Below are 24,656 nucleotides of genomic sequence, written 5' to 3'. Positions count from 1 at the left end.
GGTCTTTAAATCACACTCCAACGAACCAAATGTAGCTTTAACTGCATTTCATACACTAAAAAAAACCAAATATGGCTATATTAACAGTGGAGCGTTTAGTGGTGGGGCAATAGGAGAATCATGATTTCAAGAGGGAAGGATTACCTTTGCTAACCCTTTTTATTTTGTTAATAAATGTGTAAAAAGAGCCCGGTATAAAGGGTTTTTAGGTTTTTATCAAACTTCCTGGTATATCATTTAAATAAAAATGATGACACAGCAGAAGAAATGTCTTATTATTTAAGGAGATTTTTAATAAAACAGATTTTAGAAAATTGTAATACAATGTCTCACTTCATGGAGGTTCATTATATAAGGGAAAGGAAGGGGGAGCTTCTAATACTGTCGCTGAGTCGGGTAAGTAAAGGGTTCAAGCTGAAGGAAGGCATCTATCAGGCTGTGGATGAGGTATCGCTGGAGGTAAAGCAGGGATCCATTCACGGGATCATTGGTGAGAGTGGTGCGGGGAAATCTACGCTGCTGCGACTGATGAATCTTCTGGAACAGCCGGATCAGGGAACGGTTACTGTAGATGGCCACAACCTGACCGAAATGCCTAGTAAAGCACTGCGTAAAGCAAGGCAAAAGATTGGAATGATCTTTCAACAATTTAATCTTGTTTATAACGTCACAGTAGAGCGGAATGTTTCGATCCCGCTGGAGCTGGCAGATGTCCCAAAGCATGAACGAATGAAACGTGTGAAGGAGTGTCTGGATTTTGTTGGACTGGCAGATAAGGCAAAACAATATCCGGCACAGCTCAGCGGAGGACAACGTCAGCGTGTTGCGATTGCCCGCGCGCTAGCGAACAGTCCGGGAATATTGCTATGTGACGAGCCAACGTCCTCTCTGGACCCAGGAACCACTACAGATATCTTGAACGTGCTGAAGCATGTGAATTCAAGTCTTGGAGTAACGGTTGTCATTGTTACGCATGAGATGGATGTTGTCAAAAGCATATGTACTCATGTATCGGTGATGGAAAAAGGGTGCATTGTAGATTCGTTCTCTCGTGAAGACGGTGAATTCCGTCCAGCAGCAGCCAGCGCCGGGACATACCGCGATCAGATTCTTGGTAAAGCGGGGGAAGATCATGTTTGATAGTGTACTTCAATATCAGGCACAGATGTGGGATTCGATCGGTGAAACCTTTGTGATGGTTGGTATTTCTGTTGGAGCGGCAGTGCTGCTGGGGCTTCCACTGGGCACCTTGTTGTTTTTTTTCCGAAAAGGGCAGCTTTATGAGAATACAACGTTGTCTCTGGTGCTCAACAGTATCGTTAATATTATCCGCTCGTTTCCGTTCCTGCTGCTGGTCGTTGCGCTAATTCCAGTCACTCGTTTCCTGGTCGGGACCGCCATTGGGACGATTGCAGCAGCGGTTCCATTATCTATAATCGCTATTGCCTATTATGCTCGGTTAGTGGAGCAGTCGTTGCTGGAGGTTCCAAAAGGGGTCATTGAAGCAGCATTATCGATGGGAGCCTCGAAGCTGGGCTTGATCTTTAAATTTCTTTACGTGGAAGCTCGTTCGGGTCTAGTCCTTGGACTTACTACTTCTACAATTAGCTTTATCTCCTTCTCGACCGTGATGGGAGTTGTTGGTGGGGGAGGGGTTGGTGATTTCGCTATCCGTTATGGTTATCAGCGTTTTGAGACGGAAGTGATGATCTATGCCATTCTTGTGATGATTGTATTGGTCCAATTGGTTCAGTTCACCGGGGGGACTATCGCAAGGCTGTTGGATAAGCGTTAATACAAAATAGTTCAATATATAAACTGGGGGTTAGTAGTACTAATGAAAAAATCAATGATACTTGTGCTTACATTAATGGTATTGGTCGTAGCGGGTTGTGGCTCTAATAAAGCAGCCGAGAATAATGCTGCAAAAGGTAGTAATGATGAGTTAACCAAATTAAAGATCGCTACACTGATCCCACCTATGACAGAAATTCTGGATATTGTGAAGCCGCTCCTTAAGGAAGATGGCATTGATCTGGAGATCGTTGTTCTCTCTGACAATGTGCAGCCTAATGAGGCTTTAGCTAATAAAGAGGTAGACGCTAACTTTTTCCAACACGTTCCTTATATGAAGCAATATAATGAAAGCAAAGGCTCTAATCTGGTAGAGGTACAGCCTGTCTATGACGCTATTTATGGCGGATACTCCAAACGTTACAAGACTATAGCTGATCTTTCTGAAGGGGCTACGCTTGTAATGGCTAATGATCCATCTAACATCGGTCGTTCATTGCAAATGTTCGCTGCAGCTGATCTTATTAAGCTAAAAGAAGGCGTAGGCATTCAAGCCACACAAGCAGACATTACTGAGAATCCAAAAAAATTCAAGTTTGAAGAAGTCGATCTCCTAATGCTGGCCCGTATGCTTGATGATGGCGATTTAGTAGCCATGACTCCGGCTTATGCGAGCCCACTAGGATTGACACCGAAGAAAGATGCGCTGATTACGGAAGGCGAAGATTCCGAATTCACAATTACTTTGGTGGCACGTGAAGACAACAAGGATTCTGACGCCATTCAAAAGCTGGCTAAACGGATCAGCGGTCCTGAAGTGAAGAAGTTCCTTGAGGATAATTACGCGGATATTGCGTTGCCTGCGTTTAAATAAGCTGAATATGGATCTATAAAAAAAGGGCAGCCCGGCGATATTTACCGGGCTGCCCTTTTTGTAATAGGACTATTTAGGTGTGTCTTACATTACTCGGCTTCTCTCAGCCGTTCCACTATGGATGCTTGGGATAACGTTTTATAGGCTCTCAGTGTCACTGTGTAAGCGAGAATTAACAAAATAGGAACGGTGAGGATAAACGGCAGCCAACTCATCTGAAATACCATAAAGGCCATATTTTCCGTGATGCTTTTGGAAAGGTTATAGGTCAGCAATACACCTAATGTTGAGGTTATGAGGACGGTTAGCAAAACGGTGTATAATCCTTCAAGGATCAGCATACGTTTTAGCTGCTTTTTGGTCATGCCAATACTCTCCAGCATGGCAAATTCATTGCGGCGTGAGACTACCCCGGTGAGTACAGTGTTGATATAATTCAGCACCCCGATTAGAGCAATGACCAGGCTAAGCCCATACCCCACGGTTTGAAAAATGCGAATGAATCCACCGAGCTCATCTTTATAATCCTCCCTGGATTTCAAGGATAATTCATTTGTCGAATCTGTTAGAGCCTTGGCTGCTTGTTCTACTAAATCCATTTTAGCTGGATCGACATGTAGTGTGGCTGAAACAATATTGGCTGGATCTGTACCTTGCGGCATTTCCTTCTGCAGCTCCGAAGCAGGGAGGAAGACGTTGTACCCTAACAAAGAGAAAGATTTTGTTGTGGCAGCATATACTGCATCATTTTTTACTACTGCCATCACTTCATAAGATTTACCCGACTTCTCGAAAGTGACTGTATCTCCAGGATGATAATAGGCGCGGTAGCTATCTTCTTCTATAAACATGGCCTCAGCTATGACCGCATATTTTCCTGAAGCAAACTTCTGCCTGTTAAACTCCCCTTCAATAATATCCTTGTCCACAAGATCAAACCAGCCCGGATCTAATCCATATAAATTATTGTAGATCACCCCCCTCTTATCTAAAGTGGAGAGAAGATAGGGATGTGGATCAGCAGCTGCCATTGGCTCCAAAATAGCCCGGACAGCATCATCGATAGGAGATGGAACATATCTGTGGTAAACCTTATCAACACTTTCTACACCGTCAATTTTACTTAGATTGTTGGCGAAATCCTCTGAAAGCTTGTATGGATCACCGTCTCGAGGCCCTGTAATACTGACTAACACTTCATTCTGAACCAAAAAATCACCGGAGATAAAGGAAGCCAGATATTTGTTCACATCCAGTGAGGAAATTACTGTGAAAATGGTACTGAACAAGATGATACTCAAGGAGAGTGAAGAGAGCATCAGGATCAGCTTCTTTTTGCTTCTGAACAGGTTGGAGAACGCCATGTTGTGAAGTTTTGCGCCATGTTTTGATTTTTTGGCGTTCCGTTTTCCGCCGCTGCTGACTCCTGCAAATTTTACAGCCTCTACCGGCGAGGTTCGCGAAGCCATCCGGCCCGGTTTGCTTGCGGCGATCCATACGGTCATAAACGAGAATGCTGCTGCACCAATAAATATCCACGGGCTAGCAGAATAGACATTATCAGTAGAACCGATTAAAAATGAGGAGGTCATAGGGAGAATCAGCAGACCTAGCAGATATCCCAACCCCAATCCAAAAGGCAATGCGACTAGATAAAGTGAGCGGGCCTGAATGGAGATGATCTTTTTTAGTTGTCGGGGTGTGGTACCGATGGTCTTTAGCAGGCCATAAAATTTGACATCCCGCACGACGGAAATAAAAAAGATATTGTAGATTAGTAAATAGCCGCTCAGCATGGTGATAAGAATGACAACTGCATAAGGAATGATATTCATTAGATTATCGGAGAGAGACACACTTGTATAAGCCGGATTGACACCATAAGGTACATCCAGGCCGGTGTCCGTCAAAATCTTTTGTACCTTCTGTTCAATATTATAAGAATTGTTAAACATCACCCCTAGACCTGCGGTGTTTACATAAGAACCCGTTGCCTCAGAGATATCCGGGTCAATATGGGAAATGTTCTTCTGTGTAAATGCTTCGGATACAAAAGCTAATCCTGACATCGCCAAATTTTGATCGGTTTCGTAATACCCGGAGAGCTTAAAGTCTTGGCTTATGACTTTTTCACCAATGTCTATATCCAGCTTCACAGTCTGGCCTAACTCATGTTTTGCTCCAAGCAAGTCAAGCGCCCAAGTATTTAGGACGATTTCATTCTCTTGGGAGGGCAGTCCGCCAGCTATAAAGTTGATAAATCCGTGTTTGGCATAATTCTCGTCAATTCGAAGGACCTCTACCCGGTTATTCTTGAACAGACTGGTGCTTATATCGCCAACCTTAAGAAAAACGCCATACTCTTTGATGGATGGGTGATTCTTCAGCTTCTCCAACTCGGCAGGATTCAGATATTTGAAGCTTCCATGATAATCGCTGCCAGTAGTCTGCATTTGTGCGCGTTGCATCGATTTGTTAATACTGAGCGCCAAGGTAAACACGGTGGTGATCAAAAGCGTAGTCAGTACGATGGCACAGATGATAGTGAAATTGCGAGCACGGTTGGCTTTGAGGCTTTTTTTGGCTAAAGTAGCAATAGTCTTATGGTTATTCGTGCTGATCATGGCTGGCTCACTCCGGAGCTACGGGGTTGTCCAGTGAAAATGATGCCATCTTCAATACGGATAATACGGTCAGCAGTTTGAGCGATTTGTTCATTGTGTGTGATCATCACAATGGTTTGGTTGAATTTTTCGCTCATCTGTTTAAGTAAAATCAGCACTTCTTGGCTTGTTTTGCTGTCCAGATTACCTGTAGGTTCATCTGCTAAGATGATTGAAGGTTTGGTCGCCAATGCTCTGGCTATTGCCACCCGTTGCTGCTGTCCGCCAGACAGATTAGAAGGTAGAGTATTCATCTTTTCCTGCAAGCCTAAAGTGCGGATGATCAGATCAAGATAAGTTTCGTCAACTTTGCCACCGTCCAGTTCAATAGGCAGCACAATATTCTCCCGCACATTTAGTATGGGTACCAAATTATAGTTCTGAAAAACAAACCCAACCGATCTGCGCCGAAAAATGGTCAGCTTCTCATCACTCATCGCAAAAATATCATTCCCGTCCACGTAAACCTTGCCCTCTGTTGCCCGATCTAATCCGCCAAGCATATGAAGAAGGGTGCTTTTGCCGCTGCCGCTAGTGCCGACAATGGCGACAAACTCCCCTTTTTCCACTGACAGTGATATGCCGTCCAAAGCCTTAACGCTTGAGCCCACCTTTCCATAGTGTTTTTTTAAATTTTCAGTCTGTAGAATCGGCATAACTCTTCCCCTCCAATGAGATCTGTTTGTCCATAATTTAAGGGTAGCAAATCAATCTGACAGGAGAGTGTCTGAATTCTGACCATAATGACACATTCTATTTCAGCGCTGGGGCAGGTAAACAGAGAAAGTTGTACCTTTTCCAGTTTCAGAAATGACGTTGATATGGCCGCCTTGCGCCGTGATAATCTCTCTGGACAAAAACAACCCGATGCCGACCCCCTCGAATTCACGCGCTTGCTTCCCTCGGTAAAACCGCTTAAAGATGTGAGGGATTTCTTCGCTGGGGATTCCAAGCCCAGTATCGGTAAGGTGAATACAGGTGAACATCTCATTGCTTTCAGCAAGAACGGAGATTTGTCCGCTATGCGGCGTGTACTTCACAGCATTCTCGAGCAGGTTGAATAGCGCTTCACTTGTCCATTTGACATCGTGGCAGGCTAAGATGTGTGTCCCGCAGTCAATATTGATCGTAATTTGTTTGTTTTCCGCTTGTGCATAAATCTGGGATAAAGCCTGCATCAGAGTTTGTATGAGCGGTTTCGCCTCAATCTGCTGTAGGGAGATCATTCCTGTTTCCAAACGTGATAATTTGATTAGAGACTGGATCAGCCAATCCAACTTATCTGACTGCGCTTTAATATGCTGTATGTAGTGCCGGACATTCTCATTTAGTCCGGGCATCTCTTCCAGCAACTGACTGAATACCATGATATTAGAGAGGGGGGTCTTGGTTTGATGGGAGATATCCGAGATCAGCTCTTTTATTTTGTTTTTCTCTGTTTGAATATTTCGTTCATTCGCCTTAGCCATCCCTATATACCGCTTTAGTTTATGTTCCATCGAAGACAGAGCGGTTTCTTCATAGTTAGTGAGTGGCGGCTGGTCATGTATAGCCCGCTCAATCGCTGTATCCAAGGTCTGTATATAGATTGTGATCTGACGGTTCCATAACCAGACCCATACGGCTCCTGTCGCTAATATACAGATGATGAATAGAGAAGTCAGTTGGAGCAGAGTGGGGTCGAACCCGTACAGAAACATTATACTGCCGATAAAACAGGCCACTAGTATAAGGATGATCAGTAAAAAGAGCCTATGAATTTGCTTGAAATTAGCAGGTGGGCTATTGGTTTTCATGGTTTTTGCCCTTCAGTCCACATGTATCCAAGTCCGTAAATGGTCTTGATATATTTAGGCGCTGCCGGGTCATCCTCAAGTTTAGCACGCAGCCGTTTGATGGCTACTGTCAATGCGTTTTCATCCACAAATTCGGCATCCTTGCTCCAGATCTTGTCTATCAGCTGTTCTCGGGTCAAAATATTGCCCGTATTCGTCACCAGCAGCCGCAGCAGCTTTTGCTCAGTTTTGCTCAGCTGGAGCGATTGTTTGTTTTTGCTGTACTCCAGTTTCTCAAAATCGAGTTCTAACGGACCCAATGTTATTTTTCCAGTCCCTTGCGATTCCGTTCTTCTGAGTACTGCCATTACTCTGGCGCGAAGCACCATTAGGCTGAATGGTTTGGTGATATAGTCATCGCCCCCCAATGCAAAACCGGTGATAATGTCGGACTCCATATCATTGGCGGTGAGGAAAATAATGGGTACGCGTGAGGACTTGCGAAGTTGCTCGCAATAATCGAGCCCACTGCCGTCTGGCAGATTGATGTCCAGAATGATGAGATCAATAGGGTTAACTGCGAAGATATGCTCCGCCGCGGCAATATCGTAGGCTTGATGGATCACAACATTGTTTTGAGAAAGAGTGAGAGCGATCCCTTTATTTAAACTACGGTCGTCCTCAACGATCAGTATGTTCATAGTAATTCTCCTTTGTTTCTTATTTGATCATTATACATTCTCGGGATTTATTCGAAAGCGAGATTTTTATTTAGTAGACAGTTGAAAGTGGACTTCATATCTAAGAATACTATTATTGAAAGATTACGGAGCGAGGTTTTTTGATAAAGAGCCACATAGTTAACCCTAAAGGAAAGCTCAAAAGGGCATCACCTATATAGGGTGGTGTCCTTTCAATTTTCGATGGGGGCGCATCCCCTTTTTATATGTGAAAAGGTTGGTTATGACCTACAACTAGCCCAACAGTGGTCTGTAGTCGTACAGCTACCTCGACTAAGGTCCAGTACGAAAAACCGTCGTTGGTCTGTTTTGAAAGTCTGCGATTTACCCTAGAATAAGGCTATAAGGTTAAGGACAACGAAAGGCGGTGAGAAAAAATGCAAAGAAGACAAGGAAACGGATTAGCGGTTGTACTGATTGTGATTGGTGCGGTTATGCTGCTCGGCATTGCGCTTCCTCTGATCCACGGAATGTTCAGATTACTTTTCCCGGTATTGCTGGTTGTTCTCGGGTACTACGGGATTAAGAGCGGACGCAAGATTATCGGTTGGGTACTGATGTTCATTGGTGTGATGTCCCTGATCGCGAAGCTTTCCTGGATCATTGGACCACTTCTAGGAGTGGCGTTGATCGTCTGGGGCGTATCAGCATTAAAAGGCAGAAGTAATAATGGTACTTATTAAGAAGCAATGTACTTAAACAAGAAGCAGGGAGGGAGCAGGAGATCATGAGTGTTTTTCGTCGCATGAGGGATATTACTGTAGCTAATCTAAATGAACGTCTGGAGCAAAGCCAAGATCCCGTGAAACTAATTGATCAATTTCTACATTCAACCCGTGAGGAAATCAGTGAAGCTGAAAGGCTGTACCAGCAATATGCTTCCCACACGAAGCAATTGCAGCAGCAAGTGAACCAAGCAACTGCCATGAGAAACAAACGTGAAGAACAGGCGTTGTTGGCACTGAAAGCAGGCGAGGATCATCTCGCGAAGCTGGCTTTACAAGAAAAGATCATTCACGAGGAAAAACTGGAGCAATACAGCGGGCTGTTAGAACAGAGCAAGCAATCCTTGTTTGAACTTGAAGCACAGCTGAATGAGCTGAAAATAGAGTATCAAACGGTGTACAGCAAACGTCAGTATTATTCGGCACGAATGGAGTCGCTGCGATTGCAGCAACGCATGAATCAAAGAGCCAGTGCTTATGGCAATGGTGGTGATGTTCCCAAAATGTTCGGTCGTCTGGAGGATCAGATGTCGGATTGGGAATTAGAAGCAAAGAGCTTGCGTGATTTGCGGCGCATGGGACAGGAATATGCGGTGCAAGCGGGTGAGACCGTAGCGACCGTACTCGAAAGAGAAATGGCTCGCCTAAAGGAGAAACTGAACAATGGTGGAAAGGAGTAACGCTATGAGTCGATTGTATCGTTCAACTAGAGATAAAGTGATGACGGGTCTTGCAGGTGGATTATCTGAGACACTCGGTATTGATTCCACGTTATTCCGGATTCTATTACTGGTCAGCATTCCGTTCACAGGTGGTGCGGTGATTCCGGTATACTTCATTGCAGCAATGGTCATTCCTAAGGAACCGACGCATTATAATCCTTTTGGACCAGGGCCTGGGGCACCGGGTGGCCCATACGGCGGACCCTACTCAGGCAGACCGGAACATGGACACGGACCACAAGCTACTGGCGGATATGGACCTTATGGACGCCAGCCAAATTACAATCCTAATTTTGAGAAGAACAACGCTTATTCCGCACCGGACTCCGGTTTGGATGCGATGATGAAGGATATTGAGAAGAAGGCTTTGCAAAAAGAAGTAGAAGAACTCAAACAAAAACTGTCTAAATATGAGAAAGGGGAATTGTAAATCATGGGAGTATTTCAAAGAATTAAAGATATGACAAAAGCGTCGGTAAATGACTTGTTGGATAAGGTAGAGGACCCAATTGTAATGCTTAACCAATATCTGCGCGATATGGAGGCTGAGATTCACGAAGCGGAAGTAACAGTTGCTAAACAAATGGCTAACGAACGCCGTATGAAGCAACGTGTGGAAGAAGCAGCAAAAATGTCTGCACAACGTGGATCACAAGCTGAACTGGCACTGAAAAATGGCCAAGAAGAAGTAACTCGCAAGCTGTTGGAAGAAAAAATCTACTTTGACCAAAAGCAAGTGGAATACAGTGATCTTCACGCACAAGCTGAAGTACACGCTAAGGAATTGGTGCAACAACTGCATGACATGAAGGATGAGTTCTACAAGCTGCGCAACAAACGTAATGAGCTTGTATCCCGTGCTCAAATGGCTAAAGCCAAAAAACAAATGTCGCAAATCAGCAGTGTACATTCCATTGAAAGTGGCAGTGCATCACTCGGATTCCACCGGATGGAAGAGAAAATTATGCAGCTTGAGGCTGAAGCAGATGTAATGCGTGCACCTTACAGCCCATCCGCTGCTTATAGCAAACCCGTTGATGTTGAGAAGCAACTGAAAGTGGATGAGCAATTGGCGCTACTGAAAAACAAGCTGAATGATACACCTGCGGCTCCTTCTCTAAACAAAAAAGAACAATAAATCCTGTTCCTAAAACTTGGACGGATATGATATGCTGGACAAGAAGAAGCCATACGGTATGGATCTCCATACCGATATGGCTTTTATAGCGGCTTGCTATAATATTTAACGGTGATAATATTCCTCATAGTGACGGATATCTATCCGATATAAAATGAGTTTTGCTTCGCAAAACTTTTAGGAGGTGCGAAATGGATAAACGAAACCGTTTGATTGCCATCGGACTGATTGCTGTTGGCTGCATGATGATTTTTGGTAGATGGCTCGGCTTTTTCTCCATTGTCGCGCTTCTGTTCCTGCTGCTGGGCGTCTACCGTACGACATCAGGCAAAGTAAAGCAGGGCTATAAACTGCTCGGGATAGGTGCTGTATTGCTTTTGCTGGACCATTTGGTGCTCGTGCTGGGGATTTGCTTAATCTCACTTGGGATGTTTTTCACCAAATCCAAAAGAGTGCAGCGCAAGGAAGGGTTTATGCAGAAGCAGAACTTTTCATCCAGATTTGACTGGGACCGCTCACCTTGGGTGATGCACAGCCTTAGCTCTTGGCATGTACTGGGTGAGGCCGATGTGGATCTTTCATTAGCTATGGCGGATCATAAGGAAACGGTCATGCTGTTTCAAGGGATTTTTGGCGATATGGACATTAACCTGTCCGATGATTACGGCGTGGAAATTGAAGCTTTTGTGCTCTTTGGGTCCATTGAATTCGGCAACCAGCGGGATACAGGAATGTTAAACCGTCTGAATTGGAAATCAGCCAATTATGACAGCAGTGAATACAAAGTGAAATTTAGTGTTTCTTATTTAATGGGAGATCTAGATGTACGTTTATCCTGATAAGCTTGATAGAGAAGGGAGAGTCCCCGTATGGAAAAAAAGAACAAAAACATGATATCACGCAGCATGGGTGAGGGGGCTCTGTTCTCTTTTGTCATGCTGCTTGTGATAATGTATGTCATGTATACATATGGCTATTTGAAGCCTTTTGAAAGCTGGAAATTTGGCGTGCGGACAGCCGTTACCCTAATTCTTCTGCCTATGGGCTTTGGGATTGGTTATGGCTTTTATCAGAGCTTTCGTGTGAAGCGGCAGTTGGAACGTCTTAGGCAGACCCTCGTATTATGGGAAAAGGGAAATTTGACGCTGTCCATGCCGGATCTAGGTGATGATGAGCTGGGAAGGCTCGGAGAACAGCTTGGCCGGATTAGCGGCAAATGGGAGAATCAAGTGACGACGCTGCAGCGGTTGTCCACGAATAACGCGAAGCTTGCGGAGCAGGCGCGGGTATCTGCTATTATGGAGGAACGGCAGCGGCTTGCGCGTGAACTACACGACGCTGTTTCCCAGCAGCTATTTGCAATCTCCATGACTGCCACGGCGGTAGGCCGGACGTTGGAGAAGGATTTCGATAAAGCCCAGCGGCAAATTGCGCTTATAGAAGAAATGTCTGCCGTAGCCCAATCGGAGATGAGGGCATTGCTGCTGCATTTGAGACCTGTTTATTTGGAAGGAAAGGGCCTCGAACAAGGTCTGCAGGAATTGATCAAGGAGCTTAAGGTCAAGGTACCGATCGAAATTGTATTTGAGATGGACCCTGATGTGCAGCTGTTAAAAGGGGTAGAGAATCACTTGTTCCGTATCGTCCAAGAGGCGATTTCTAATACACTTCGCCATGCGAAAGCAGAAAAAATGGAAATTCGGCTGCATAGACGGGGAGATACAGTTCGCTTGACGTTGCGTGATGATGGGATCGGCTTTGAGATGGACGACACCAAACAAGCTTCCTATGGTTTGTCGAACATGCAGGAGCGGATTAATGAAATCGGAGGCTCCATTCAGTTCATTACCGCTCCGGGTAAAGGGATGCGTATTGAAATTACCGTTCCGTTAGTCAATGAATAATAGGAGGAAAGAGTAACCATGGAGATGGAGGAAGCAATTAAAGTACTACTCGTAGATGATCATGAAATGGTACGGATCGGGCTAGCAGCAGTTTTAGGTACCGAGGATGGAATTGAGGTCGTAGGTGAAGCTGGAAGTGGAGAAGAAGGCATTCGGCTGGCTCAAGAGTACAATCCCGATGTGGTCTTAATGGATCTCGTAATGGATGGGATGGATGGCATAGAAACGACTAAACAGCTGATGAAGCAGTACCCAGAAATCAAAGTTATTGTTCTTACAAGCTATTTGGACGATGAAAAGATGTATCCTGTTATTGAAGCGGGCGCCTTTAGTTATCTGCTGAAGACTTCGCGGGCTAGTGAAGTGGCGGATGCGATCCGCGCTGCGGCAAGAGGACAGTCCGTGCTTGAGTCACAGGTGGCCTCTAAAATGATGAACCGTTTTCGAAACAATGCAAAAGGAGAATCACCTGCTTATAAAGAGCTTACGGAGCGCGAGATGGAAGTATTACGTCTGTTGGCGCAAGGTAAATCCAATCAGGATATTGCCGATCAACTAATTATTGGAATCAAAACTGTGAAATTTCATGTGACGAATATTCTCGCGAAGCTGGGCGTGGAAGACCGGACCCAAGCAGCAATTTATGCATATAAAAATGGACTAGCTGAATAACAACAAAGGACTGAAGCCTCTGCTTCAGTCTTTTTTTATAATATAAGAAAGTAGTTTTGGGGCCTCCGCAAAGTATCTGAGTACGCATTGAAGCAAATCCCTCTCTTTGTGGGAATATTTCAGGTATAGAATCTCCTAATTCGAACATACTGTCTAGTAGATTGCTAGAGAGGTTCGAAGGGAGAATGACATATGCGGAAGATGAAGCTGAACAACGGAACAAAAAAAGGGACTTTTTTTATAATGATAATCGTGTGCTGTGCTGCGGCTCTGCTAGTTAATCTGCAAAGTGTTAAAGCGAATTCAACCGTTCTTGATGAGGGCGTTAATCAAGCTTCAACAGGAGCCGAACTGAATCATGCTCTTGTGAGTTTAATAGATCTCGGAAAAGAAACAACCGTTTCTGGTTCACCGCTGCGTTTAGTGTTAAAGTGGCAGGGAGAAAGCAGCAATTACGCAGACCTGTCTGCCGAAGTTACTAAGCTAAGCACAAGTCTCGGATTGAATGTACCGTCAGGTACTGAGGAAGATGGACATATGACTTATCGTACAGAAGCTGCAAAACCATATGAATCGCGGCTCTCCTTATTTTGGAGTGAGCTTAGTGCAGGAAACAGTTATGTGATTGTAACGTTAGATACGGCTGATCTGCAAAATGAAGCTGGCTTTCAAGCGGCTGCTCGTGAAGTAAGTATGATTCTTGAACAGAATAAAATTAAGGCCGAATGGAATGTATCCCTTCAAGGAAGCGCGCAAGAACAGGGAGCACCTGAAATAGTTCTAGCACAGACGGAGTCATTGATGCATGACCGGTTTGAAGCTGTGACCGGAGGAGAAAGCTACAAGGATATCTCAACGGTTAGCCGTACGTACTCGATTCCTAATTTGAATCGCTCTGTGATGAGTGGAAATCAGTCAGTTTCTGCCCAAATCGCAGTGCATCATGAAGATCAGAAGGGGACAAACCGCGTAACTATAGGCTTTCCTTTAATAACCATCGAATATTGACATTTTTCTCTTATATAAGCGCAGATATAGTTAATAATAAGAAATATTAATTGAAATTTGCGAAATCCCGAGAGTATTTGTCAGGAATGTGATAGCATCCTTTTTAGGAATATGCTAAAATGACATAACGTCGTTATTCACCTTATGTTAGTATCGACGCTGAGCATGTCAATAAACTATATTACATACAGAAAGATGAGGAGCCATGGCTGAAAATCAAACCCTTGATGCACTGCACACACCCGGTGCTGTCTTTTTTATCTTTGGGGCAACCGGAGACTTAGCCCGGCGTAAGCTTTTCCCGGCGATTTACAGCTTGTACCGTGAAGGTAAGCTGGCACAAGATTTTGCGGTAATTGGCGTGGCGCGGCGCCCGCGTACTCAGGAAGAATTTAGAAGTGATGTGAAGGAATCCATCCTTGAATTCTGCCGTTACAAAGCGGGAGAAGAGAGCGAATGGAATGAATTTGTACAGCATTTCGAATACAAATCTCTGGACATAAACAATATTGATGGTTTCCGCGAGCTAAGAGCACAAACTGAAGTTCTTGAAGAGAAATTCAGTATTCCGGGCAATCGGATGTTCTATCTTGCGCTGGCGCCTGAATTATTCGGCAGTGTCTCCTTCAACCTTAAAGCTGGTGGGATGCTGGATAGTACGGGTTGGAATCGCCTCGTAATTGAGAAGCCTTTTGGCTATAATCTGGAGTCGGCTGAACAGCTGAACGAACAGATTCGTCAGGTCTTCAAAGAAGAGGAAATTTACCGGATTGACCACTATCTTGGTAAAGAAATGGTACAGAATATCGAAGTGATTCGTTTTGCTAATGCTTTTTTCGAACCGCTCTGGAATAATAAACATATTGCCAATATTCAAATTACACTTGGCGAAACCGTAGGTGTAGAAGAACGCGGTGGTTACTATGACCATGCGGGAGCCTTACGGGACATGGGCCAGAATCATATACTGCAACTGCTGACTATGATTGCAATGGAACCACCAAGCCGTCTGCTCGCAGAAGATATTCGTGATGAGAAAGTGAAGGTACTTCGTTCCCTTCGTCCTTATGCGACATCTGATGAGGTTCGTGAGAATGTCGTAAGAGCACAATATATTCAAGGACTACACCAAGGCAAAACCCTTCCTGCTTACCGTCAGGAAGATAAGGTTGATCCTGAGTCGAATACAGAGACGTATTTTGCTGCCCGTGTATTTGTAGATAACTTCCGCTGGGCTGGAGTTCCTTTCTACATCCGTACAGGTAAACGTCTCCCGGTGAAGACGACGGAAGTGGTAGTTGAGTTCAAAGGTATGCCAACCAACGTTTATTTGGGACAAAAGCATAAACTTGAGCCTAACCTCCTTGTAATCCGTGTGAACCCAATGGAAGGCATTTACGTAAAGATTAATGCCAAGAAACCGGGTTCCGAGTCTGAGATTCAACCGCTGGCTATGGACTTCTGTCAGAGCTGCCTGGTTGGAATCAATTCTCCGGAAGCGTATGAGCGCTTGCTACATGATGCGGCACGCGGAGATTCAACTTATTTCACTCGTTGGGATGAGGTATCCTCGGCATGGTCGTTCGTGGATCGTATTGCGAAAGCATGGAGCGAAGAGTCTAGTGACTTATCTTCTTATCCTGCTGGCTCTTGGGGTCCAGTGGAAGCAGATGAACTGCTTGCTAAAGAAGGTTTCCATTGGTGGCCTGTAAACGGCCAAGATGAAGATAATGTGGTTTGGCTGAAGAATAACTAAACCTTGAGTTAATGCTATCTCCCTGCAGAGGATGCAGGGAGATTTTTTGTAATGCTAAGATCTAAAAGATTGGACTTCAGACGGTGTTTGGGGGATCTGGGCACTTTTCTAATAACTGCACTTTATACAATTAAAATCGCTTATCTCGTTGTGATTAGTCTTTTAGATGTATTTTCTGCAACTATAATCACCGGATAAGGCGGAAAAGCGTGCACAACTTAATTTTAATTGCATCAAATGCAACTAAAGGCTAATGAAAATGCTAATACTTCAAGTAAGTGTAGGAAATACATCTATTTTTTTGAGCAATGATATGTGGGGATCATAATCCAGACCATTCGGGAGATATTTTGCGGCACGCGCTTTTTAGTAGATAATGTCTGCCGGATTTTGATATACTTTAGAGGATGCTTTCACTTGAAGCGGACTGGAGCTAGACCTAAGAGCTATTCATTCAGAAATGAAGGGGTATGAACAATGAGCAGAGCACCGATTTGATGAACCCCAGTGTAATTGAAGCAGAAGCAGGAATTTTATATATGAAGGGATATGTGTAATGAACAAAGCAATAGATCAGAAGCTGCAAAAGGAAGTGGATAGACGCAGAACCTTTGCGATCATTTCCCACCCGGATGCGGGTAAAACAACTTTAACGGAGAAACTGCTGTTATTCGGTGGCGCGATCCGTCTGGCGGGAACGGTTAAGGCCCGTAAAGCGAATAAACATGCGACGAGTGACTGGATGGAAATTGAGAAGCAGCGGGGGATTTCTGTAACGTCTTCCGTAATGCAGTTTGATTATTTGAATCATCGCGTGAACATTTTGGATACACCGGGTCACCAAGACTTCAGTGAGGACACCTATCGTACCCTAACTGCAGCGGATAGTGCGGTCATGCTTATTGACGTGGCAAAAGGTGTGGAAGCCCAAACTACCAAACTGTTTCAGGTATGTGCTAAACGGGGCATTCCGATTTTCACCTTTATTAACAAGCTGGACCGTGAAGGACGTAGCCCGTTTGATCTGATGGAAGAGCTGGAGCAGGTTCTTGGTATTCGTTCTGTGCCAATGAACTGGCCGATCGGTAGTGGACGTGAGCTATGCGGCGTATATGACCGGATGAAAAATCAGGTAGAGCTGTTCCAAGGTGACGATCACTCCATAATCAAGGTTCAAAAGGTTGACGGATACCGTGATCCAATCATTCGTGAAATGGCTGGAGAGTATCTGCATGATCAACTGTGTCAGGATCTGGAGCTGCTGGATGTAGCAGGCGATGCTTTTGACTATGAAAAAGTATTAAGTGGTGAACTCACACCTGTGTTCTTTGGCAGTGCGATCAACAATTTTGGCGTACAGACTTTCCTCGATAATTTCTTGGATCTGGCACCGAAGCCTGAACCACGCCGCAGTACTACAGGGGTAGTAGAACCAACGAATGAGAAATTCACTGGTTATGTGTTCAAAATTCAAGCGAATATGAACCCGGCTCACCGTGACCGGATTGCTTTTCTGCGTATTGTGTCCGGGAAATTCGAACGGGGTATGAGCGTGAAGCATGTACGTGCCGGTAAAGATATCAAGCTGGCGCAACCGCAGCAATTTTTGGCGCAAGACCGCGATATCGTAGAGGAAGCTTATCCGGGAGATATCATCGGTCTGTTTGATCCAGGTATTTTTAGAATTGGTGATACATTGAGCCAAGCAGGAGATATGGAATTCGATGAGCTGCCAACGTTCTCACCAGAGATTTTTGCTAAAGTGAGTATTAAAAATGCGTTGAAATCGAAGCAGTTCCAGAAGGGTGTCGATCAGCTGACTGAAGAGGGCATGATCCAGGTGTTCCGCACGGTCAACTTTGACGATATTTTGCTTGGTGTAGTTGGACAACTGCAGTTTGAAGTGTTTGAGTATCGCATGAAGGGTGAATATGGTGTGGATGTTCAGTTGCAGAGAATGCCATACCAGTTTGCACGTTGGATCGTAGATGATACTAAGCCGGATGCGAGCAAATTCAGAATCAACTCAACGTTGGTGACGGATAAGAAGGGCAATTTTGTCGTGTTGTTCGAGAACGAATATGCTATGCGGACAGCGATGGATAAGAACCCGACAGCTAAATTCCTGGAAATGGCTCCAAAAGCATTACTATAATTAGGACGCTATAACTTTCTGAATGTTAAAATAAAACCTCCGCCTCCATAGGTGAAGTTACACCATGGTGAGCGGAGGTTTTTGACTAGTTGCGGTCAGTTTACGATGTGATATTCCCAGGGGTAATGGTCTCTAGGTGATCATGCAGCATGGTAACCAACCTATCTTGCTTAGCGGGGTCTAAATCCTTCCAGATCATTTCGAACACGGCGCCAAGTCCCGGGAGTGCTGCCTCCGGACCGTCCACAGAGCCTTCAATCATGTGACGTAAATCCTCTTCAGATTGACCGTGCACTTTATGAAGAATCGCCTGGCGCAAGTCAATGGTAACGGGCATAATGTACCTCCTTTTTTGAAAATATAGTGATATTGACCTCGTTATAATGTGCCCTGCAAAGGAGCTGGAAATTCAAGTTTTTGTCCAAATATAAGATAGTATAAGTTTGACACATATATATCATCCTTATATTTCTACGAGAAACGGTTGTCATCCATAAAGGACGGCAATGACGTTTCTTCTTGGCTTATGCTATACTGTTTGAGATATAGAATGCTACGGGAGGTACATAGACATGGCCAAAAAACAATATGCCGTCATCGGTATGGGGCGTTTCGGATCTAGTGTTGCTAAGGCGCTCAGCGGCATGGGGTTTGATGTACTTGCGATTGATGCTGACGAGCAGCGAACACAGGAGATTTCAAGTATTGTAACTCATGCCGTATCTGCAGATTCCACGGATGAGGAGGCGCTGCGTGCCCTTGGTATTCGCAATTTTGATGTGGTGGTTGTAGCCATTGGCGAGGACATTCAAGCTAGCATCCTGACAACACTTATTCTAAAAGACCTGGGTGTGCCTGCAATTCTGGCAAAAGCCAAAGGTGAACTGCACGGCAAAGTATTAAGCAAAATTGGTGCGGACAAGGTGATTTATCCTGAACGGGATATGGGAATGCGGGTTGCGCATCATCTTGCTTCGCCTAATATATTGGATTATATTGAGCTGTCGCCGGACTACAGTATTCTGGATATGAAGGTATCCGGACCGATGCTCGGAAAAAATCTACAGGAGCTCGACATCCGCGCAAGATTTGGCTGCAACGTAATGGCCATCCGCCAAGGTGAAGAAATGAACATCTCTCCCCGTGCAGAGGATCGCCTGATCGATGGCGATATCCTTGTTATTGTTGGGCATAAGGATAATTTGACGAAGCTGGAGATGGCGTATCAGTAGGAACAAAGAATAAATGGCAAGGCAGAAGAAAGGAAGACTTTATGGAAATCATGTCTCCGCAAAATACGCGGGTTAAAGAGTGGGCCGGGTTACAGGAGAAAAAGCACCGTGACAAGGCTCGTAAATATATCGTAGAGGGCGTTCATCTGGTTCAGGAAGCACTGCTGGCTGAAGCAGATGTGGAATGCCTTGCTTATGACCTCGACAAGGGAATGCCAGCTGAACTTAAGGGGCTGCTTCAGGCCGTTCAGGGAATGGAAGTGATTGGTGTCTCGGCGGCGATCATCTCAAAATGCAGCAGCACCAATACGCCGCAGCCTGTATTTGCCATCGTGCGGAAGGAACAGCAGGCTGTAGAAGCTATCCTAGCGAAGAAGGATAGCCTTGTGGTTGTGCTGGACGGCGTGCAGGATCCCGGCAATGTCGGCACCATTATCCGCAGCGCGGATGCAGCGGGAGCAGACGGCGTGATCCTCGGACAAGGCTGTGCCGACCTCTATAATCCAAAGACCATCCGGTCCACGATGGGCTCGATGTTCCATCTTCCGGTGGTGGAGGGGGAGTTAAGTGAGATTTTGCCACAGGCCCGGGAAAATGGGGCGCTGCTGGTGAGCACTTCGCTGCAGGGCGAAGAATCGTGCTATGAGCACGATTTCCACGGCACCCAGTGGCTGCTGATTGGCAGCGAGGGTAAAGGCATCTCACCGGAAACGGCGCGTCTCGTGGACAAGAGTATCATCATCCCGATGGCGGGCCGCGCGGAATCGCTGAACGCCGCAATGGCGGCGACGATATTGCTGTTTGAGGGAATGAGACAGCGGGGATAAATTATCACCGTTTGTAACGTAGTTTTTCACAGTAAATCCAGTCCTGATAATCAAGATAATCTTGATCATCAGGACTTTTTTAATAATCTTGCAACAGTATTGGCTGCATATTGGCCTGGTCATTTCCATTCTCAATACTTATAAATTCTTTAGAAATTACTATTTTCCGAGTATTCATGTGTCATTCTTTTTTACGACAAATATATACGAATGTTGGAGGGAAAGTGTAAGGCACAAATTCAATTTTCTCAATAAGCAGTTGTTTAGCCCATCTTTTTTTCATGTGCAGCGAGTGTTGATATGCAACTAAAATTCCGCCTGGTTTAAGTGACTTAACAATCTGATGTAGGATTTTGTCACGCGTTTCAATTGAAAAATTAAAAAATGGTAATCCGCAAATTATGCAATCTAACTCACGGATGCTTTCCTGATTCAATTTCTTAAGTAATTAGCTGGCGTTGGAATGGAAAATGTATTCCGGATAAATTGCTTTTAAGTGTTCTCTCATTTTTTTATTCCGCTCAAACAAAAGCACTTTTGTAGAATTCGTTAATTGTGATGTCATGAGACGTGTAATAGCACCTGTACCAGCTCCAAGCTCTGCAACGGCATTTACATTATGCCATTGTACAGACTGGATTATTTTATTGGCTAATAATTGCGAACTGGGTAGAATATTTCCTACCCGCTTTGGATCTTTGAGGAAGCCTTGTAAGAAAAGTAAGTATTCAGACATAATCAATTAGCAATCCTCTCCGAAAGGCAATCTCAGTTGGAATGTGAAGACGCCATGAGTGTGTTTAAGCGTTAAAGTACCCTTATGCAACTCAGCAATATTCCTAGCTATCGAAAGACCAAGTCCTGCCCCGGTTTGAATTCCCTGACTTTTTCTTGAGTGGTCAACCTTATAAAATCGTTCAAATAGACGGTTTTCTTGATCCTGTGAGAGGGGAGTTCCTTTATTTTCAATCTCAATGGTACAGTGTTCAGAATCGGTTGTAATTCGTATGCTAATGCTTCCCGGGCTGATGGAATATTTTAAGGCGTTCATAAGTAGATTATCTATGGCTCTGGCTATTTTCTCACTGTCGATTAAGGTGATAATAGGACTCTTATCTATATCTTTTATAAGGTGGACATTGTTTTCTTGAGCGATCGGTTCGAATTCGAATAACAATTGATTCAAAAGCTGCGACAAATCGATTCTCTCCAGATTTAAACGGGAGTCCACCGAATTAAGTCGGGTATATTCAAACAAATCATCGAGGAGTTTCTTCAAATGAAGCGCCTTGTTATAGGTGTTTTGAATAAAACGTGTATATTCTTTTTTATCTTGGTACGATTCTGTACGTAAAAGCTCAATATACCCGATAATACTTGTAAGAGGGGTGCGTAAGTCGTGTGAGATCCCCGTGATCATCTCCATCTTGGATTTTTCTATTTCGCGTTCCTTGATGATCTGTTGCTCTAAGCGCTCTGCCATCCGGTTGATGTTCAAAGCCACCAGTCCTAGTTCATCTTGGCGAACAACATTTACCCGATAACTCAAATTACCTTCGGATATAATCTGAAGTCCTTGTTCCAGCGCAATTAAATCTTTGACGATTCGCCGGGTCAATGTAAAAAATGTTATAACGAAAATAATGAAAAACATCGGAGTAAGAAGGTAGGCAAGAAAATTGAACACCCAATCCAATTTTGTTGCATTTCCAAAATGAAAGAACAAGATGCTAAGTGAGGTATTTATCGCAATGGTAATTATGAAACTCAACACCATCCTGATTAAAATATTGGACTGAATGCGTTTATTTATTTGTAGATTTCGTATGATTCTAATCAACTTTGTAACCAACTCCCCAGACTGTCTTAATATACAGAGGTTCTCTTGGGTTTTCCTCTAATTTTTCTCTTAAGTTACGAATATGAACCATTACGGTATTGTCAGAATATCCGTAAGGCTCTTTCCATACACTCTCGTAAATTTGCTCCGAACTATAAACTTGCCCAGGCCGGCTTGCAAGCAGGGTTAAAATCGCAAACTCTAGTGGAGTTAATGAAACTTCAATTCCGTTTAACTTTACGGAATGTTTATTTTTATCTATGATCAGGTTTTTAATTATAAGCAGAGAGTTGAATTCTTCCTTTCCAATTAAGGACTGACGCCGTAACTGAGCTTTTACACGGGCCAGTAGTTCCAGTGGATTAAACGGTTTGATCATGTAATCATCTGCCCCGGTAGTTAGACCTGTGATTTTATCAATGTCCTCTTGCTTGGCTGAGAGCATAATAATTGGGATATTTGATATTTCCCTAATTTTGAGACAGGCTGTGATACCGTCCATTTGAGGCATCATCACATCAAGGATAACTAATTGAATGGATGTTGTTTGTATTGTATTCAACGCCTCTTGACCATCTGCAGCTTCAAGCACTTGGTAACCTTCATTCCTTAAGTAAACATGAATCACATCTCGAATTTCAGAATCATCATCTGCAACAAGAATTGTATTCAATGGACGCTGCCCCTCTTCTGTATTTATTTTATTATGTTTCCCTTTTACGACAGACGTAGACGAAAGCGGGAGGGAAATTAAATGGCACATATTTTATTGTATCAATATTAAAATATTCGGAGAGTTGCTTCTTCATTTGAAGTGAATACTGAAAGGCAATAAATAATCCCTCAGGTTTAAGGGATTGGTAGATCTGTTCAACTAATGTATTTCTTAATTCGGGCTCAAAATTGAAAAAGGGCAGCCCACTAAAAATACAATCTAACTGATGAATATGTGAACTTTTAATTGTTTCTACTAAACTAGCAGCATTATGATAACAGGAGAAATCCGGATAGTTTGTCTTCAGGTTATGCCTCATGGTTTTATCCATCTCAAATAGTAACACTTTCGTTGTACTAGTTACCTTAGTATTGATTACACGGGTGATTGCACCTGTACCTGATCCAAGTTCAGCGACTGCTTTAACTTCATGCCAAGGGGCTTGGTTAACCATGCTGTGTGCCAGAAACCGGGAACTCGGGGTAACGCTGCCTACCTGTTTTGGATCATGAATAAAACTTCTTAAAAATAAGAGTTTTTCATTGAAGCTCATTTGGAATTCCTCCATAATTTCAGAGTTTATTTAGATGTTTATTATTTTTGATAGGATGTGATCTCCAAAGTACGTTCCTACAAAGAAGAAGAGTAAGGTCCAACTTAAAGCACTGGGATATGAAATAAGGGCGAATCGTTTATAGCTTGTACCGCTGAGCCCGATCAACATGGGAATGATGTAACGTACAACTGGAATAAACATGCCGATGTACATAGCTGTACGCCCTCGTTTTTTTAGAATCTGCTCTGCTTTTTTAAAATGTCTATTAGCTTCAAATTTGCACTTCAGCTTTTGCCCAAAGAATTTACCTGCAAAGTAGGCAACCGTAAAGGCCGTTAATAACCCTGACAAAATGCAGAAATAAGTCATCCAGAAATTGATAATCCCCATGTGGCTTAGGGTAGCTCCGGTGAGGATCGTAATTTCATTAGGAATTGGAATTCCAAAAGGGCCTAGCGTGAAAGCAAGATAAAAAATCAGATAACCATACTGATTGATTAGCTCTAAAATGGTATTACTGGCCAATATGACACCTCCTTCGCTTACTTCAATACAGAAATCTTAACTAAAAAAACTGAGGAATTAGGTGGGGGAATTCTAAAGAAATCCTGAAGAGACTTAAAATTCGATAGAATTAGCCAAGTATCAGTCCCACAGTCACAATAAAAAAGTCCTGAGGATCAAGAAACTCTTGATCCATCAGGACTTTTTACATAATGACCTACCCTTTCATCATCAAACGAAGCGAAACGATGATGAGAAAAACGGCTAATAGCTTTAGAAGCAGCTGGGCAGGAAGGCGTTTTGCCAGGCGTGCGCCAATTTGACCGCCGATAATTGCGCCAGGTGCTAGGGCTAACACCATAAACCACTCAACATTCAATAAAAAGGCATGTGTTGTGGTGCTTACGATAGCTGACAGGAAAATTTGAAGCATCGAAGTTGCAACAGCGATATGTGGCGCAAAGCCGAGAAGTAAGGTCATTGTCGGAACCATAAGACTCCCGCCGCCAATCCCAAATAGGCTTGCTACAAAGCCAACAAGAAAACTGATGATTATGCCGGTAGGCATATGATAAGCATATTCGAAATGAGCACCGCTATTATCGGAAAAGCTTCGCTTCACGGTTGGTTTGAAAGGCCAATGGATGGGTTTGTTCGGCTTGAACAAGAGCAATAAAGCGACAAGGATTAAGAAAATCCCGAAGCTTACGAAAAACATTCTCCCGCCCATTTGCTTGGTAAAGAGTGCACCTATTACTGAACCCGGAATCGAGACGGCGGCAAAGGTGAGCGCTGCTTGATAATCGATTCTCTTCTGCTTTGCGTACACATAAGTGCTTGAGATGGAGTTGAAAAGCAGCATCGCCATTGATGTGCCAGCCAGATGTGAAGGCTCCATATCAGGAAAAAGGAAAGCCAACGCAGGCACAACGATGAACCCGCCGCCAAGTCCGACCAATGAACCGGAAATGCCAGCTGCTAGCCCGATGACTAAGAGCAGTAAGTAAGTTAGCACAACAGCATGTTCCTTCCTCTACGTGAATTCTACAATCATTT

Annotated in this window: 26 protein-coding genes; 15 read left to right on the top strand and 11 right to left on the bottom strand. The window is 44.0% G+C overall.

Translation table 11 applies throughout. The features are described from left to right. Positions 1-378 precede the first annotated feature (378 nt). From PODO_RS25665 to PODO_RS25655, 3 genes are read left to right on the top strand one after another with little or no spacing between them, the layout of a single operon-like run. Positions 379-1,140, top strand: coding sequence for a methionine ABC transporter ATP-binding protein (locus tag PODO_RS25665; protein WP_080742734.1), 762 nt, complete (start codon positions 379-381; stop codon positions 1,138-1,140). Continuing rightward, on the top strand, positions 1,133-1,795 hold the full coding sequence (locus PODO_RS25660; protein ID WP_036685560.1) for a methionine ABC transporter permease: 663 nt from the start codon (positions 1,133-1,135) through the stop codon (positions 1,793-1,795). Before PODO_RS25665 ends, PODO_RS25660 begins: the two co-directional genes overlap by 8 nt. A 42-nt stretch (positions 1,796-1,837) precedes the next feature. Beyond that, positions 1,838-2,668, top strand: a complete 831-nt coding sequence (locus PODO_RS25655; RefSeq protein WP_038573290.1) for a MetQ/NlpA family ABC transporter substrate-binding protein — start codon at positions 1,838-1,840, stop codon at positions 2,666-2,668. A gap of 89 nt (positions 2,669-2,757) precedes the next feature. Here the strand turns inward: PODO_RS25655 and PODO_RS25650 are convergent, their stop codons facing one another. The 4 genes from PODO_RS25650 to PODO_RS25635 all read right to left on the bottom strand — a co-directional run bounded on the left by PODO_RS25650 (position 2,758) and on the right by PODO_RS25635 (position 7,807). Beyond that, positions 2,758-5,292 carry an ABC transporter permease gene (locus tag PODO_RS25650; protein ID WP_038573287.1) on the bottom strand — a complete coding sequence of 845 codons (2,535 nt, stop codon included), beginning with the start codon at positions 5,290-5,292 and terminating at the stop codon, positions 2,758-2,760. After that, complete coding sequence (locus PODO_RS25645; protein ID WP_036685550.1) at positions 5,289-5,987, bottom strand: ABC transporter ATP-binding protein; 699 nt, start codon at positions 5,985-5,987, stop codon at positions 5,289-5,291. Before PODO_RS25645 ends, PODO_RS25650 begins: the two co-directional genes overlap by 4 nt. Positions 5,988-6,089: 102 nt before the next feature. Continuing rightward, complete coding sequence (locus PODO_RS25640; protein WP_051491395.1) at positions 6,090-7,127, bottom strand: sensor histidine kinase; 1,038 nt, start codon at positions 7,125-7,127, stop codon at positions 6,090-6,092. Next, positions 7,124-7,807, bottom strand: a complete 684-nt coding sequence (locus tag PODO_RS25635; RefSeq protein WP_036685547.1) for a response regulator transcription factor — start codon at positions 7,805-7,807, stop codon at positions 7,124-7,126. Before PODO_RS25635 ends, PODO_RS25640 begins: the two co-directional genes overlap by 4 nt. A gap of 416 nt (positions 7,808-8,223) precedes the next feature. Here PODO_RS25635 and PODO_RS25630 point away from each other — a divergent pair, with 416 nt between their 5' ends. The 10 genes from PODO_RS25630 to PODO_RS25585 all read left to right on the top strand — a co-directional run bounded on the left by PODO_RS25630 (position 8,224) and on the right by PODO_RS25585 (position 17,926). Beyond that, positions 8,224-8,529 (top strand): LiaF transmembrane domain-containing protein, encoded by a 306-nt coding sequence (locus tag PODO_RS25630; RefSeq protein WP_036685544.1) that lies wholly within the window; start codon positions 8,224-8,226, stop codon positions 8,527-8,529. A gap of 44 nt (positions 8,530-8,573) precedes the next feature. Then, a complete protein-coding gene (locus PODO_RS25625) occupies positions 8,574-9,251 on the top strand; it encodes a PspA/IM30 family protein (RefSeq protein ID WP_036685541.1) in 678 nt (225 codons plus the stop codon). Positions 9,252-9,255: 4 nt separating this feature from the next. Continuing rightward, positions 9,256-9,723, top strand: coding sequence for a PspC domain-containing protein (locus PODO_RS25620; RefSeq protein ID WP_036685653.1), 468 nt, complete (start codon positions 9,256-9,258; stop codon positions 9,721-9,723). A 3-nt stretch (positions 9,724-9,726) separates the two neighbouring features. Then, positions 9,727-10,431 carry a PspA/IM30 family protein gene (locus PODO_RS25615; RefSeq protein WP_036685540.1) on the top strand — a complete coding sequence of 235 codons (705 nt, stop codon included), beginning with the start codon at positions 9,727-9,729 and terminating at the stop codon, positions 10,429-10,431. 191 nt (positions 10,432-10,622) lie between these two features. Beyond that, positions 10,623-11,270, top strand: coding sequence for a cell wall-active antibiotics response protein LiaF (liaF, locus tag PODO_RS25610; RefSeq protein ID WP_036685537.1), 648 nt, complete (start codon positions 10,623-10,625; stop codon positions 11,268-11,270). 30 nt (positions 11,271-11,300) lie between these two features. Beyond that, a complete protein-coding gene (locus tag PODO_RS25605) occupies positions 11,301-12,335 on the top strand; it encodes a sensor histidine kinase (protein ID WP_038573283.1) in 1,035 nt (344 codons plus the stop codon). An 18-nt stretch (positions 12,336-12,353) separates the two neighbouring features. Further along, on the top strand, positions 12,354-13,007 hold the full coding sequence (locus tag PODO_RS25600) for a response regulator (RefSeq protein ID WP_036685532.1): 654 nt from the start codon (positions 12,354-12,356) through the stop codon (positions 13,005-13,007). Between the two features lie 192 nt (positions 13,008-13,199). Beyond that, the gene (locus PODO_RS25595; RefSeq protein WP_038573280.1) at positions 13,200-14,015 is read left to right on the top strand and encodes a YwmB family TATA-box binding protein; all 816 of its coding nucleotides are present in this window, start codon (positions 13,200-13,202) and stop codon (positions 14,013-14,015) included. Positions 14,016-14,220: 205 nt separating this feature from the next. Then, positions 14,221-15,771: a glucose-6-phosphate dehydrogenase gene (gene zwf / locus PODO_RS25590; RefSeq protein WP_036685526.1), complete on the top strand. Its 1,551-nt coding sequence runs from the start codon at positions 14,221-14,223 to the stop codon at positions 15,769-15,771. 556 nt (positions 15,772-16,327) lie between these two features. Further along, positions 16,328-17,926, top strand: coding sequence for a peptide chain release factor 3 (locus PODO_RS25585; RefSeq protein WP_036685523.1), 1,599 nt, complete (start codon positions 16,328-16,330; stop codon positions 17,924-17,926). 100 nt (positions 17,927-18,026) lie between these two features. Here the strand turns inward: PODO_RS25585 and PODO_RS25580 are convergent, their stop codons facing one another. Continuing rightward, on the bottom strand, positions 18,027-18,263 hold the full coding sequence (locus PODO_RS25580) for a small acid-soluble spore protein SspI (protein ID WP_036685520.1): 237 nt from the start codon (positions 18,261-18,263) through the stop codon (positions 18,027-18,029). A 235-nt stretch (positions 18,264-18,498) separates the two neighbouring features. Here PODO_RS25580 and PODO_RS25575 point away from each other — a divergent pair, with 235 nt between their 5' ends. Then, positions 18,499-19,158 (top strand): potassium channel family protein, encoded by a 660-nt coding sequence (locus tag PODO_RS25575; protein ID WP_036685517.1) that lies wholly within the window; start codon positions 18,499-18,501, stop codon positions 19,156-19,158. 41 nt (positions 19,159-19,199) lie between these two features. Further along, the gene (locus PODO_RS25570) at positions 19,200-19,985 is read left to right on the top strand and encodes a TrmH family RNA methyltransferase (protein ID WP_038573277.1); all 786 of its coding nucleotides are present in this window, start codon (positions 19,200-19,202) and stop codon (positions 19,983-19,985) included. Between the two features lie 448 nt (positions 19,986-20,433). Here the strand turns inward: PODO_RS25570 and PODO_RS32070 are convergent, their stop codons facing one another. The 6 genes from PODO_RS32070 to PODO_RS25540 form a co-directional block, all read right to left on the bottom strand. Next, on the bottom strand, positions 20,434-20,727 hold the full coding sequence (locus tag PODO_RS32070; protein WP_342342225.1) for a hypothetical protein: 294 nt from the start codon (positions 20,725-20,727) through the stop codon (positions 20,434-20,436). Then, positions 20,728-21,762, bottom strand: a complete 1,035-nt coding sequence (locus tag PODO_RS25560) for a sensor histidine kinase (protein ID WP_080742733.1) — start codon at positions 21,760-21,762, stop codon at positions 20,728-20,730. A 55-nt stretch (positions 21,763-21,817) separates the two neighbouring features. Next, positions 21,818-22,498, bottom strand: coding sequence for a response regulator transcription factor (locus PODO_RS25555; protein ID WP_038573275.1), 681 nt, complete (start codon positions 22,496-22,498; stop codon positions 21,818-21,820). Between the two features lie 31 nt (positions 22,499-22,529). Further along, entirely contained in the window at positions 22,530-23,093 is a 564-nt protein-coding gene (locus PODO_RS25550) for a class I SAM-dependent methyltransferase (RefSeq protein ID WP_038573272.1), read from the bottom strand. A gap of 30 nt (positions 23,094-23,123) precedes the next feature. Then, complete coding sequence (locus PODO_RS25545; RefSeq protein ID WP_038573269.1) at positions 23,124-23,621, bottom strand: DedA family protein; 498 nt, start codon at positions 23,619-23,621, stop codon at positions 23,124-23,126. A gap of 196 nt (positions 23,622-23,817) precedes the next feature. After that, positions 23,818-24,615 carry a sulfite exporter TauE/SafE family protein gene (locus tag PODO_RS25540; protein ID WP_038573266.1) on the bottom strand — a complete coding sequence of 266 codons (798 nt, stop codon included), beginning with the start codon at positions 24,613-24,615 and terminating at the stop codon, positions 23,818-23,820. Positions 24,616-24,656 lie beyond the last annotated feature (41 nt).

It is taken from the genome of Paenibacillus odorifer (genome assembly GCF_000758725.1).
In the GTDB taxonomy this organism is placed as follows: Bacteria; Bacillota; Bacilli; order Paenibacillales; family Paenibacillaceae; genus Paenibacillus_AQ; species Paenibacillus_AQ odorifer.
This window is presented reverse-complemented; position numbering and strand designations above follow the sequence as displayed.

Excerpts from the sequence above, each read along its gene's own strand:
- liaF (WP_036685537.1), top strand. The coding sequence starts at position 10,623 with ATGGATAAACGAAACCGTTTGATTGCCATCGGACTGATTGCTGTTGGC.
- PODO_RS25600 (WP_036685532.1), top strand. The coding sequence starts at position 12,354 with ATGGAGATGGAGGAAGCAATTAAAGTACTACTCGTAGATGATCATGAA.
- PODO_RS25615 (WP_036685540.1), top strand. The coding sequence starts at position 9,727 with ATGGGAGTATTTCAAAGAATTAAAGATATGACAAAAGCGTCGGTAAAT.
- PODO_RS25620 (WP_036685653.1), top strand. The coding sequence starts at position 9,256 with ATGAGTCGATTGTATCGTTCAACTAGAGATAAAGTGATGACGGGTCTT.
- zwf (WP_036685526.1), top strand. The coding sequence starts at position 14,221 with ATGGCTGAAAATCAAACCCTTGATGCACTGCACACACCCGGTGCTGTC.
- PODO_RS25550 (WP_038573272.1), bottom strand. The coding sequence starts at position 23,093 with ATGAGCTTCAATGAAAAACTCTTATTTTTAAGAAGTTTTATTCATGAT.
- PODO_RS25660 (WP_036685560.1), top strand. The coding sequence starts at position 1,133 with ATGTTTGATAGTGTACTTCAATATCAGGCACAGATGTGGGATTCGATC.
- PODO_RS25630 (WP_036685544.1), top strand. The coding sequence starts at position 8,224 with ATGCAAAGAAGACAAGGAAACGGATTAGCGGTTGTACTGATTGTGATT.
- PODO_RS25635 (WP_036685547.1), bottom strand. The coding sequence starts at position 7,807 with ATGAACATACTGATCGTTGAGGACGACCGTAGTTTAAATAAAGGGATC.
- PODO_RS25580 (WP_036685520.1), bottom strand. The coding sequence starts at position 18,263 with ATGCCCGTTACCATTGACTTGCGCCAGGCGATTCTTCATAAAGTGCAC.
- PODO_RS25640 (WP_051491395.1), bottom strand. The coding sequence starts at position 7,127 with ATGAAAACCAATAGCCCACCTGCTAATTTCAAGCAAATTCATAGGCTC.
- PODO_RS25570 (WP_038573277.1), top strand. The coding sequence starts at position 19,200 with ATGGAAATCATGTCTCCGCAAAATACGCGGGTTAAAGAGTGGGCCGGG.
- PODO_RS25650 (WP_038573287.1), bottom strand. The coding sequence starts at position 5,292 with ATGATCAGCACGAATAACCATAAGACTATTGCTACTTTAGCCAAAAAA.
- PODO_RS25575 (WP_036685517.1), top strand. The coding sequence starts at position 18,499 with ATGGCCAAAAAACAATATGCCGTCATCGGTATGGGGCGTTTCGGATCT.
- PODO_RS25655 (WP_038573290.1), top strand. The coding sequence starts at position 1,838 with ATGAAAAAATCAATGATACTTGTGCTTACATTAATGGTATTGGTCGTA.
- PODO_RS25560 (WP_080742733.1), bottom strand. The coding sequence starts at position 21,762 with ATGGTGTTGAGTTTCATAATTACCATTGCGATAAATACCTCACTTAGC.
- PODO_RS25585 (WP_036685523.1), top strand. The coding sequence starts at position 16,328 with ATGAACAAAGCAATAGATCAGAAGCTGCAAAAGGAAGTGGATAGACGC.
- PODO_RS25645 (WP_036685550.1), bottom strand. The coding sequence starts at position 5,987 with ATGCCGATTCTACAGACTGAAAATTTAAAAAAACACTATGGAAAGGTG.
- PODO_RS25625 (WP_036685541.1), top strand. The coding sequence starts at position 8,574 with ATGAGTGTTTTTCGTCGCATGAGGGATATTACTGTAGCTAATCTAAAT.
- PODO_RS25595 (WP_038573280.1), top strand. The coding sequence starts at position 13,200 with ATGCGGAAGATGAAGCTGAACAACGGAACAAAAAAAGGGACTTTTTTT.
- PODO_RS25605 (WP_038573283.1), top strand. The coding sequence starts at position 11,301 with ATGGAAAAAAAGAACAAAAACATGATATCACGCAGCATGGGTGAGGGG.